General features: G+C 67.1%; 10 protein-coding genes. 5 read left to right on the top strand and 5 right to left on the bottom strand.

Annotation, left to right across the window (positions count from 1 at the left end):
* Window positions 1-43 precede the first annotated feature (43 nt).
* Window positions 44-1,471, top strand: coding sequence for a lipase maturation factor family protein (locus ACWA1Q_RS14725; RefSeq protein ID WP_463760881.1), 1,428 nt, complete (start codon window positions 44-46; stop codon window positions 1,469-1,471).
* Window positions 1,472-1,666: 195 nt separating this feature from the next.
* Here ACWA1Q_RS14725 and ACWA1Q_RS14720 read toward each other — a convergent pair whose 3' ends face one another.
* Window positions 1,667-1,990: a hypothetical protein gene (locus tag ACWA1Q_RS14720; RefSeq protein WP_463758440.1), complete on the bottom strand. Its 324-nt coding sequence runs from the start codon at window positions 1,988-1,990 to the stop codon at window positions 1,667-1,669.
* Window positions 1,991-2,217: 227 nt separating this feature from the next.
* Here ACWA1Q_RS14720 and ACWA1Q_RS14715 point away from each other — a divergent pair, with 227 nt between their 5' ends.
* Window positions 2,218-3,831 (top strand): CYTH and CHAD domain-containing protein, encoded by a 1,614-nt coding sequence (locus ACWA1Q_RS14715; protein WP_463758438.1) that lies wholly within the window; start codon window positions 2,218-2,220, stop codon window positions 3,829-3,831.
* Window positions 3,832-3,928: 97 nt separating this feature from the next.
* Window positions 3,929-5,269 (top strand): Na+/H+ antiporter NhaA, encoded by a 1,341-nt coding sequence (gene nhaA, locus ACWA1Q_RS14710; RefSeq protein ID WP_463758436.1) that lies wholly within the window; start codon window positions 3,929-3,931, stop codon window positions 5,267-5,269.
* Window positions 5,270-5,331: 62 nt separating this feature from the next.
* Here nhaA and ACWA1Q_RS14705 read toward each other — a convergent pair whose 3' ends face one another.
* From ACWA1Q_RS14705 to ACWA1Q_RS14690, 4 genes are all read right to left on the bottom strand, one after another.
* Window positions 5,332-5,634, bottom strand: a complete 303-nt coding sequence (locus ACWA1Q_RS14705; RefSeq protein WP_463758435.1) for a hypothetical protein — start codon at window positions 5,632-5,634, stop codon at window positions 5,332-5,334.
* A 105-nt stretch (window positions 5,635-5,739) separates the two neighbouring features.
* Entirely contained in the window at window positions 5,740-6,309 is a 570-nt protein-coding gene (locus ACWA1Q_RS14700; RefSeq protein WP_463758433.1) for a PepSY domain-containing protein, read from the bottom strand.
* Window positions 6,310-6,386: 77 nt separating this feature from the next.
* Window positions 6,387-7,844, bottom strand: coding sequence for a sensor histidine kinase (locus ACWA1Q_RS14695; protein WP_463758431.1), 1,458 nt, complete (start codon window positions 7,842-7,844; stop codon window positions 6,387-6,389).
* Window positions 7,837-8,514 (bottom strand): response regulator transcription factor, encoded by a 678-nt coding sequence (locus ACWA1Q_RS14690; protein WP_463758430.1) that lies wholly within the window; start codon window positions 8,512-8,514, stop codon window positions 7,837-7,839. The genes ACWA1Q_RS14695 and ACWA1Q_RS14690 overlap by 8 nt, the downstream gene beginning before the upstream one ends.
* 231 nt (window positions 8,515-8,745) lie before the next feature.
* Between ACWA1Q_RS14690 and ACWA1Q_RS14685 the strand changes: the two genes are divergently transcribed.
* Both ACWA1Q_RS14685 and ACWA1Q_RS14680 read left to right on the top strand, forming a co-directional pair.
* Complete coding sequence (locus ACWA1Q_RS14685; protein WP_463758428.1) at window positions 8,746-9,669, top strand: DnaJ domain-containing protein; 924 nt, start codon at window positions 8,746-8,748, stop codon at window positions 9,667-9,669.
* Between the two features lie 76 nt (window positions 9,670-9,745).
* On the top strand, window positions 9,746-10,729 hold the full coding sequence (locus tag ACWA1Q_RS14680; RefSeq protein ID WP_463758427.1) for a LacI family DNA-binding transcriptional regulator: 984 nt from the start codon (window positions 9,746-9,748) through the stop codon (window positions 10,727-10,729).
* Window positions 10,730-10,846 lie beyond the last annotated feature (117 nt).

The following is a 10,846-nucleotide window of genomic DNA, read 5'->3' as shown; positions in this document are numbered from 1 at the left end:
CCCATTGATCACCGAACAGGGCGGGTCTAACGTCGGCTCCGTGATGGAGTGGTTCGCTGCTGGAGACTACGAGCTGGCCCGCGAGGTTCTGCAGCGGGGCATCGCTGCGCTGTACCTGATCGCCTTCATTTCGGCGGCGAACCAGTTTCCGGCACTCCTCGGCGAGCACGGGCTGTCGCCGGCGCCGTGGTTCCTGCGCCGGGTCAGCTTCAAGCAATCACCGAGCCTGTTCCACTGGGGATACAGCGACGAGCGGCTCCTCGCCGTTGCCGCAATCGGTGCCGGCATCTCGGCAACCCTTATCGTCGGGTTGCCGCAGTCCGGCCCGCCCTGGTTGCCGATGCTCGCGTTCCTCCTGATCTGGGCGGCCTACCTCTCGATCGTCAACATCGGCCAGACCTTCTACGGTTTCGGCTGGGAGAGCCTGCTTCTCGAGGCCGGCTTCATCGTCGCGTTTCTCGGTTCGGACCAGGTCGCGCCGCCGCTCCTGACCATGCTGTTCCTGCGCTGGCTGGTGTTCCGGCTCGAGTTCGGCGCCGGCATGATCAAGATGCGTGGCGGCCGGGAATGGCGCGACCTCACTGCCCTGATGTACCACCACGAGACGCAGCCGATGCCGAATCCGGTGAGCTGGTTCGCTCACCACATGCCGAAGTGGTTCCACCGGGGCGAAGTGCTCGGCAGCCACTTCGCGCAGCTCGTGGTGCCGTTCTTTCTCTTCGCGCCGCAGCCAGTGGCATCCGTCGCGGCGATTCTCATCATCCTGACCCAGCTGTGGCTCGTGTTCACCGGCAACTTCGCGTGGCTCAACTGGATCACGGTCGTTCTCGCTTTCTGTGCGATCGATGACGAAACGATGCGGGTGCTGCTGCCCTGGCTCGGCTTCGACACCGAGTATCCGCCGACACCACTGTGGTTCGACGTTGTGGTGATCGTCGCGATCGGGTTCCTCCTCGTGCTGAGCTGGCGACCGCTCGCGAACCTGTTCGCGCGGCACCAGTTGATGAACGCGAGCTTCAATCGGTACCACCTCGTCAACGCCTATGGGGCGTTCGGCACCGTCACGAAGGTTCGGATCGAAGTGATCGTCGAGGGCTGCGCCGATGAGCGTCCGGGGCCGGGGTCGGAGTGGATTCCCTACGAATTCAAGGGCAAGCCGGGCGACGTGAGGAGGATGCCTCCCCAGGTCGCGCCGTACCATCTGCGACTCGACTGGCTGATGTGGTTTCTCGCGCTCGGGTCGCCCGACTCGCGGTGGTTCCAGATGCTCGTCGTCAAGCTGCTCGAGGGCGATCGGCGTACGTTGCGGTTGCTGGACTCGAACCCGTTCCCGGATGCTCCGCCGCGCTGGATCCGCGCCCGCGCGTTCCGGTACCGCTACTCCACCTGGGCGGAGCTCCGCGAAACCGGGGCGTGGTGGGTGCGCACGCCAGCGGGCACCCTCCTGGAGCCGGTCGCGTTGCCGCGGTGAGGCATCCGCTCTGCGCATGGTGTGCAACGGATGTCTCTGCGTTGCTCGGTCGGTTTTGGCTGGAGTTTGGGCTCCGGTGCAGCCAATAATGACCGAGCAAGGTGCGGGAGCGGGTGCCGATGGCGTTGAGTGTGTTGCGTGGTCGATTGTGGTTGAAGCGAGGGCTCCGGAGCTGCCAAAAGTGACCGAGCAGGGTCAGCTACCGTCGGACTCCTGGCCCGCGTTGCCGTTGCCTTCGCCCATGCCGGTGCCATCGCCGATGCCTTCGTCGGCGCCGAAGCCCGCGTCATCCACTGAGTCGCCGGCGTTCGAGAGGCCTTCCTCTGCGGGTCCGCGGGAGTCCCCGGCGTGGTCAAGCGCGGTGCCGCCGGGGGCGATTCCGCCGACGGAAGCGTCTGAGTTGTCCTCACCGGGAACGTGGGACTGCACGCCGGGCGCCGAACTGTCGACGGTGTTAATGGGGTCGTCGCTGATGGGGTTGTTGTCGCGACCGAAGTCGCCTGCATCGTTGGAGGTCATGCGGCGAGGCTACGCCGCGGCCGCGCAGGCCGGCGAGGCCTTGACGCGGTGGCCAGGTCATGGCATCCGTTGCTCGGACGGTAACGGTTTCTCGTGGCGGGATCCAGCAGCCAAAAGTGACCGAGCAACGCGCACGCCACCCGCCGAGCAACCACAACCGACCGAGCAACCGGAGCACCGCGGCAACAGGGGTGGCCGCGGACGCACCGCACCCGGACAATGGGAGCATGACGACGAACACGCCGGAGCCCGGCCACTCCCAGAGCGAGATCGAGCGCAAGTACGACGTGGAAGAGGGGGCGAGCGTCCCGGATCTGAGCGCGGTCGACGGTGTGGCATCCGTCGTCACTCACGAGCCGGTGCAACTCGACGCCGTTTACTACGACACGGAGAACCTCGACCTTTCCATGCGGCGCATCGTCGTCCGCAGGCGAACGGGTGGCGGGGACGCCGGTTGGCACATCAAGAAGCCCGCGGCCGAGGGACGCACCGAGATGCACTGGCCGCTCGGCAGAAACACGGGCACGGTGCCGGCCAAACTGGTCGAACCGATCCGCGCCTGGGTGCGCGACCGCGAGCTCACTCCCCTCGCCCGCATCTCGACAAACCGCACGGCGATCCACCTGCTGGATGCCGCCGGCAACGGCATCGTTGAGATCGCCGACGACGAGGTCACGGCCACGGATGCCCGCAACGGCGGGGAGCGCAGCTGGCGCGAGTGGGAGGTCGAACTCCTCGACGCCGCGCCAGACACCGAAGAGGGACGCACTGCCCTGCTCGACTCCATCGAGTCCCTCATCGCGCCGGCCGGAGCCCACCCGTCGTCGAGCATCGCCAAGATCGCCCGGGCGCTCGGCGCCGACTCCCTCACCCAGGTGGTGCCCGAAGCCACCGACAAGCCGAAGAAGGGCCGCAAGGCGGGCGAGGCGGCATCCGTCGTCGTTGCCGCGATCGGCGACACCGTGAACGCCCTGGAACACACCGACCCCGCCGCGCGCGCGGACGAACCCGACGCGGTGCACCGCATGCGCACCCTCGTGCGCCGGCTCCGCAGCGTGCTTGCCGCGTACCGCTCCCTCTTCGACCGCGAGGTCACCGACGATCTGCGCAACCGGCTCGCCGACCTCGGCGCCGCCCTCGGTAACGCCCGCGACCTCGAAGTGCGCGCCCTTCGCGCTGAAGCGATGCTTGAAGAACTCGGCAAACCCGAGACGGATGCCCGCGCCCGCCTCATCGACGGCGTGCAGCGCAACTACGCAACGGCCCACAAGAAGCTCCGTGCGGTGTTGTCGTCGCCGGAGTACTTTCGCCTGCTCGACGACCTCGACGCGTTCGTCGCGAACCCGCCGCTCACCGATGCCGCCATGAAGAGCACGAAGAAAAGCGGCAAAAAAGGCGCGAAGAAGGGCAGCAAGAAAAACGCCGCGAAGAACAGCGGCAAGAAACTTCTCAAGAAGGTGCTGGCGCGCGAGGTCCGGCGGGTCCAGAAACGAGCGGATGCCGTCGCCACGGAGGGCGGGGACCTCGAGTCCCAGCTCCACGAGGTCCGCAAGGCCGGCCGGCGTCTGCGCTACGCCGCAGAAGCCGCACAGGCGGCGAGCCTCGGCCGCTCAACGTCTGTCGCCGAGGCCGGGGAACGCATACAGGACACGCTCGGGGAACATCGCGACAGCATTCTTTTTGCTGCACACCTCGCGCGCACCGCTATCCGAGCCGAAGCGAAGGGCGAGAAGACCGCCGTCTATACCGTGCTCGCGGAACTGAGCGGTCGAAACGGCACAACGGCGCTCGCCGAATCGACGATCGCGCTGGAGGATATCCGAAAAGTCGGCCGGTCCTGACCCCCGCGAAACGCCCAGAACTCGCCTGTAGAGTTGAGGGCGGTGAGCCGGGAAGTCTGGTCGGCACCGTCTTGTCGACCGCATAAAAGGGAGCCTCATGGCAACTACTCCGCCCAAAAACTCGTCTGACCGCAATCTGATCGGTCGCGGCAGTTACTCCGAGGCGCTTCGAATCGGCTCAATTCTGCGCAAGGAAACGGTCGGCGGACTCCTCCTTGTCGTCGCAGCGATCGTTGCCGTCGTGTGGGCCAATTCACCGGCATCCGACACCTACTTCGCGATCCGTGACTTCGAGATCGGCTACGAACCGTGGCACCTCAAGCTGAGCCTCGGCGCGTGGGCGGCTGACGGACTGCTCGCCATCTTCTTCTTCCTCGTCGGACTCGAGCTCAAGCGCGAGTTCGTCGCCGGCGACCTCAGCCAGTTCAACCGGGCGATCATTCCCGTCGCCGCTGCCGTGGGTGGCGTCGTCGTTCCCGCCCTCATCTACGTGGCCTTCAACTTCCGCGATTCCGGGGCGGTGCGTGGCTGGGCCATCCCCACCGCGACGGACATCGCCTTTGCGGTCGCGGTGCTCGCGATCATCGGGTCGCATCTACCGAGCGCTCTGCGGATCTTCCTGCTGACCCTCGCGGTGGTCGACGACCTGCTCGCCATCGCCATCATCGCCGTGTTCTACACCGACGAGATCAACGTGTTGCCGCTCGTGCTGTTCCTCATCCCGGTTGCGATCTACTGGGTCCTCGCCCACCGTTATCGCCGGTTCTTCGGGCTGCACGCGGGCGCCGCGTGGTACATCCTTCTGCCGCTCGGTCTCATCGCGTGGGGCTTCCTCCACGCGTCCGGTGTGCACGCGACCATTGCTGGCGTCGTACTCGGCTTTGCCGTTCCCGTGCTGCGGAGTGCGGCAAGTGGTGGGCCGACGGCCGGCCCCGGGCTCGCTGAGATCTTCGAGCACCGGTTCCGCCCGATCTCGGCCGGTTTCGCCGTGCCTGTCTTCGCGTTCATGTCTGCCGGTGTGGCGATCGGCGGCTGGGAGGGGTTCACCTCGGCACTCACCGACCCGGTCACCATCGGCATCATCGCGGCGCTCGTGCTCGGTAAACCGATCGGAATCGTTGCGACGACGTGGGTCATGAGCCGGTTCACGAAGGCGAAGCTCGATGCCTCGCTCGCCTGGATCGACCTCATCGGCATCAGCCTGCTCGCCGGAATCGGCTTCACCGTTTCGCTGCTCGTGGCCGAACTCAGCTTCGGGCTCGGTGCGCTCGAGAACGACCACGCGAAGGTTGGCATCCTCGTGGCATCCGTGTTGGCCGCGGTGCTCGCATCCGTTCTGCTGATGAGCCGCAACCGTCGATACCGTCGCATCGAACTTGAAGAGAACGTGGATGCCAATGCCGACGGCATCCCGGACGTCTACGAGCGCGAGAACTAAACTCCCGCGCGCATACTGACGCCGGACGCCTGCTGGGCGCCCGGCGTCAGTCGTTTATCCGGTCAGCTGATGCCGGCGTTACCCTCGAGGTCGATCTCGCCCGGGTCGACGTCGATGTCGCCGACGTCGTCCGGGCCGCCGGTTCCCGGCAGCAGGTTCACGTTGTCGGGGTCGATGTCGCTGTCGTTGAACGCCTCCGAGTCGGAGGACTGCTGGCGCTCCTCGGTCTCCTGCCCGCTCGACGGGCTGTACGACATGTCCTTGCCGGTCTGCTCTTCGTCGGTGAGGTTGCCGTCGGTGCGTGGTTTGGTCACGGGGTCTCCGCTCGGGACGGTGCCCGGCGGGTTCAATGTCTCGTCGCTCATTTCTTGAGGCTAAGCCGGGGTCGAAAAGTCGAGAACCCCCTTGCGTTTTAGGCGGTGGTGTCCGCAGCCTCCGAGACTGGGCGCGGCAGCCCGGTTTCGGGAAACCTAGTTGTCGTCGTCCGAGCCGTCTTCGTCGATCTGCACGACGGCGAACTTTACGTTGAGCTCGACTTCAGCCTCGGTGCCGTCTTCGCGGCGAACCTCGACCTCGTAAGCGTGGTCGGCGTCGTCGCTGCGGTCGATCTCGGTCACGGTGCCGGGAACAGCGGCCAGCGCCGCCTTCTCAACACTCGCGCGCTCGGCGTCGGTCAGCGGCTTGTCGTCGGCGTCGTCAGACTTGTCGGAGTCAGACCCGGTGCCGGATCCGTTGTCGTCGGAGTCGTCGTCGTCCTTGTCGAGCCGCACGACGGCGAAGTTCTCGTCGAGATCGACGTCGACCTCACGGCCGTTGTCGAGGGTGACTTCGACCTCGTAGCCGGCGTCGTCGGCCTCCGCGTCGGTGACTTTCCCGGAGCCGACCTCAGCGAGAGCAGCCTTCGATGCCCGTTCCAGCGCCGGCCCGGTGAGCTGGTCGTCGTTGTCGAACGGTTCGGTGACCGCAACAGCGACGCCCGTTCCTCCGAGCACGAGTACTGCGGCGAGTGCGGATCCGATAATGACGTTCTTCTTCTTCACGAGAGCCTCCTTGTGGCGTTTGATTCCACTGTGCCAAGCGCTCGCTGAAGCCAGCCTGAAGCCTCCTGAAGGCTTCTTCAGGAACCCGAATCGGATGCCGCCGGCATCCGCAATTCGAATCGCGCGCCACCCAGCTCGCTCGCGGTGGCAACGACCGAGCCGCCGTGGGCCTGGGCGATTTCACGCACGATCGACAGGCCGAGGCCGCTGCCGCCGGATTCGCGGGCGCGAGCCTCATCGAGGCGGACGAAGCGATCGAACACGCGATTCCGGGCGTCGTCAGGGATCCCGTTGCCGTCGTCCGAGATCGCGAGCAGCACCTGGCCACCGGACTCCGACAGTTCGAACCGTACCCGCCCGGCCGCGTGCCGGGCGGCGTTATCGGCGACGTTGCGCAACGCCTGACCGAGCAGGCCGACATCGCCGAGCACCCGCGCGGGCCCGACGGCAGAGGTGTCGATCGAGTGCGGCGTTGTGTCTTTCAGCCGGCGTGCTTCGGCGAGAACGAGGTCGTCGAGGTCCACGGCGGTGCGGGTCGGAGCGAGACTGTGTTCGTCTGCTTTCGCGAGCACGAGCATCCCCTGCACGAGCCGCTCCAGCCGGGCGCCCTCGTCGAGCACGACCTCCGAGAGGTCGCTGACGCCCACCCGGTCCGGATGCGCCTGGGCGACCTCGGCGTATTGCCTCATCGACGCGAGCGGCGATTTCAGCTCGTGCGAGGCATCCGAAATGAACCGCCGCTGGGTCTTCTGCGCAACGTCGAGCCGGTCGAGCATGCGGTTCATCGTGGTCGCCAGTCGGCCGATCTCGTCGCTCGAACCAGGGTCGGCGATCCGCTGGTGCAGGTTCGCGGATGTCACATCGTCGACTTCGCGTCGCATCCGCTCGACCGGGCGGAGGGCACGCCCGACCACGAACCACGTTGTAAGGGCGACGAAGCCGAGGAGCACCGGGAGCGCGATGGCGAGAAGCCGCGTGACCGTTCCGGTCGTCTCCCCGATCGACTCGATACTGCGGCCCGTGAGGATGGTGAGGCCGTCCGCTTCGGTACCGACGGTGACGAATTGGGCGGGCTCCCCCGGCAGCGAGATCGTGCGCGCCTCGCCGTTCGCGGGGAGCACGAGCGTTCCGATGCCCGTCGCGTTCTCGCTCGCGGCGACGACGGCGCCGTCCTCGTCGATCACCTGGAAGAAGGCCTCGTCATCGTCGTAATTGGCGAGGAAGTCCTCGGTGCTCTGGGTGACCGGGTCGTCGTCATCGTCATCATCCGGGTCGTCGTCGTCGTCATCGTCGTCGTCCGGGGTGGCGGGCGGCGGAGCATCCGCAGAGATCGAATCGAGACCGGATGCCTCAACGCGGCTCACGAGATCGGTGAGACCCTGTTCGGCGGTCGCGCGCACGCCGTCGCGCAGCGATTGCGTGAGGAGGAGAACGAAGCCTGCGGCGCCGAGCAGCAGGGCGACGGCGACCACGGCTGTGGCGGCGAGGACGATGCGCGAGCGCAGCGACATGCGGCGCCGGGTGGGTTCAGCCACCGTTGGCCGCCAGTCGGTAACCAGCACCGCGGAGGGTTTCGATCGCCTCACGCCCGAACGGACGGTCGAGTTTGTTGCGCAGGTGCCGCACGTAGACCTCGACGATGTTGGGGTCGCCATCGAAGTCGAAGTCCCAGACGTTGTCGAGCACCTCGCGTTTCGAGACGACGTTGCCGAGGTTGCGCATGAGGTAGTCGAGCACGGCGAATTCACGGCTGGTCAGGTCAATCAGCGTGTCGCCGCGCCACACTTTGCGCGCGGCAGGATCCACGCGGATGTCTCCCGCCTCCATCACGACCGGGCGTTCGGCGGCACCGCGGCGGAGCAGGGCGCGCACGCGGGCGAGCAGGATCGCAAACGAGAACGGTTTGGTGAGGTAGTCGTCTGCGCCGGTGTCGAGTGCTTCGACCTGGTCCCATTCGCCGTCCTTGGCGGTGAGCATGAGGATCGGCGTCCAGTTCTTCTCGGCTCGCAGGGTTTCGCACACGCGGTAGCCGCTCATCCCCGGGAGCATGATGTCAAGCAGGATCACCCCGTAGGTGTTCTCGCGGGCAAGCCAGAGTCCGTCGGTCCCTGTGGGTGCGACGTCGATGGCGAAGCCCTCAGCCTCGAGGCCGTGGCGCAGGCCGTCGGCGAGGCGGGCTTCGTCTTCGACCACGAGTATCCGCATGCCGCCATTCTGCCCGAGCGGCGCTGAAGCGGTGCTGAAGCGGGGCCCGGCCTGGGTACAGCGTTCCCAGCTTCGGAGTTTCGGGGCTGAGCCCGCGGTTCTCGGCTCGAATATCACGGGCACCGCACTGCGACCCGGCCTGTACGGGCGGGCTGCCAGCGCTGTCAGCCCGCCTCCCAGATTTCCTCGGTATCGTTTCACCTGCAGAACTCCCCACCCGAAAGCGAGCGGATGCCCGACAGCCCGATCTCGGCGACGCCTTACGAAATCCTCGGCGTCAGCCCGACAGCCGCCCAGGATGACCTGCGTCGCGCCTACCGCAAGCTGATGAGGGAAACGCACCCGGACACCGGTGGAGACGCGACGCGGTTCACTGCCGTGCAGCTGGCATGGGAGCGAGTGGGCACCGTCGAGAGCCGTGCCGCGTACGATCGCGGCCGCTCGACCGGAGCGAGCGCGCCGGAGGAACCGCACACGTGGGCGGCATCCGCGTCGAAGCCGCAACCGGACTCCCGTCCCCGATCGCGGTCGTACGGGCATCCGGGTGGCTGGCGGCGTGAGCGGTACCTGCGCCTCATGCGCGAGTGGACCGGTCGCGGCGTGGACGCCGACCCGTACGACCCGGCCCTCGTGCGCTCGGCTCCGCGTGAACTGCGGCACCTCCTCGCCGATGCCCTTGCCGAGGAGGCGACGGCGAAGAACCTCGCCGAGCTCGGCCTTGGCTTCACGATCTGGCACGACGTCGCGACGGGTGCCCCCGACGAGAAGATCGACCACGTCGTGCTCGGCCCGACCGGACTGTTCGCGCTCCTCTCCGAGGACTACGGCGCCCCGGTCAAGATCAAGCGCGGCGAACTCATCGGCGAGGCGCTCGGTGGCGAGAAGCCCATGCACAACCTCGCCACCCGTGCCAAGGTGCTCAGCCGCTCCTTGAAGGTAAAGTTCACCGGCCTCGCGATCGTGCTCCCCGACGACGCACTCGAGGCGCCGTACGTTCAGCTCGGCAGCACCCGCGGCGCGGCAACGCTCGCGATCCGCGAATCGTTCCTGCCCGGCTTCCTCCGAGCCGGACTCCCCGACCTGGCCCGCGCCGGCGGCAACGAACTCTTCGACCTGCGCACCCGACTGCAGAACGGCATCCGCTTCGTCGAGTGAACGGATGCCGCGACGCCCGCGGATACCGCTCCTGGCGCTAACGTAAGGACGCACGCGAACGCGAACGGAGGGCAGCATGGCCACGATCTATGACGTCGCCACGCTCGCCGGAGTGTCGCCGGCAACGGTGTCGCGTGTCTTCAACGGCCGGGCGGTGTCCGAGGATCGGGCCCAGCGCGTGCGCGAAGCGGCTGAAGCGCTGGCGTTCGTACCCAACCGAACGGCGAGAACTCTGCGACGGCAGAGCTCCGAGGTTATTGCCCTGATCATCCCCGATATCGAAAACCCGTTCTTCACAGCGCTGGCGCGTGGCGTCGAAGACCGGGCCCAGGCAGCCGGATACTCCGTCGTGCTCTGCAACACCGACGACGACCCGGTCAAAGAGGCGACGTACCTCCAGATCGCGATTTCGGAGAACATGGCGGGCGTCATCCTCGTGCCCGCGTCCGATGAGAGCGACCTCGAGGTGATCATCGCCTCTGGCCGCCCCGTCGTCACGGTCGACCGCACCACGGCGTTCGACGTCGACCACGTGATGATCGAGAACGAGCCGGCCGGGGCATCCGTCACCGCTGCCCTCTTCGACGCTGGCTACCAGCGGATCGCGTGCATCGCCGGCCCTGAGACCGTCGTCACCGCGATCGACCGTGCCCGCGGCTGGCGTTCGGTCGTCGAACAGCGCGGGAACTACGACCCCGACCTCTTCGTCCGCAGCGCCAATCACAGGGTCGACGGCGGCCGCGCCGCGATGGCCGAACTGCTCGCGTCACCCGAAAAACCCGATGCCGTCGTCGCCACGAACAACCTCATGGGCGTCGGCGCGCTCCAGGTGCTCAATGAGCACGGGCTCACCCCGCCGGCGTTCGGTGTCGGCGTGATCGGCGACCTCCCGTTCACGACCCTCTCGCCCGGCCTCGTCACGCTCGTGCATCTCCCCACCCGCGACCTCGGTACCACCGCCGTCGGAATGCTCGTCTCACGCATCTCGGGCCAACGCGAACCCGCCCGCACGGTGCTGCTGCCCGGCGAGCTGGCTGCGGCGGCATCCGCTCGCTCCTGATCCCGGCGTAGTTTGGCCGCGCATCGGCGGCCCGAACAGCCGATCGTGGTGGCAACTCAACCGAATGGATGCCGCGGCGCGGCAACACACGGAATTAGCGTCCCACTCCCCGACCCC

This window comes from Mycetocola sp. TRD_SC_2 (genome assembly GCF_055361225.1).
Note: the sequence above shows the minus strand (reverse complement) of the source record. Positions and strands in the feature narration are given on the sequence as shown.